1 protein-coding gene is annotated in these 743 nt (G+C 41.6%); it reads left to right on the forward strand.

The window, feature by feature from the left end; translation table 11 throughout:
* A partial coding sequence (locus E2I14_RS19445) for a hypothetical protein (RefSeq protein ID WP_165967914.1) occupies positions 1-743 on the forward strand: 743 nt, incomplete at both ends.

The raw sequence follows: 743 nt of genomic DNA on the forward strand, positions 1-743 counted from the left end.
ACCCAGACCAACGTCCATTTTTTACGATGCAAAACCTACACGCCAAGCAGCATTATTGGCGATCGCGGTAGCAAGAATGTATTGCATGAGGAGTGCGATTTTATTGGGAACAGCACCGATAGAAATCACTACGGTTATGTCGGTACGTATGGCGAAGTCACATTTTTAAAATGTCGCTCGAATGGATTCACGCTACGAGGTACCAAAAAACTAAATTTAGTAGAAGGCCAATTCGAAGGACTAGGAATATCAACGGACAGCTTTCCAAATAGCGGTGCCAATTACGATAGGTCTGATGTAACAATAAACAAATGTGTCCTGACTGGTACGACGGATATGGTTAATGTCGATTTAACCAACTTCACTATGATCAACACGCAATATGAAGCGCTTGACATGAGCAATGCCAGCTTTTCGGGAACACACTTTCATATGGAAAACTGTAGCGGTGGCAGTACAAAAATTTGGATGAACGATAGTCCACAAAACGTCACAATTAAAAACTGCCGAATCCATAAAAATAAGAGTGTTGACTTTAAGGTCTATTTTGTTTGTTTTCCAAAAAACGTCATCATCGACCAATTAATTATTCCCGATTCAGAGATCGTTGCACGTTTGCGTTTCGGCGCAAAGGGAGGAACAAAGACGGTCGACGGCAAAGAGGAAATTACGCCACCTGAATTCGTTCAAAAACTCGCCATCACGAGAACGGTTATCTCACAATTTAACTTCGAATATTCAGC

This window comes from Sapientia aquatica (assembly GCF_004358105.1).
GTDB lineage: Bacteria > Pseudomonadota > Gammaproteobacteria > Burkholderiales > Burkholderiaceae_D > Solimicrobium > Solimicrobium aquaticum.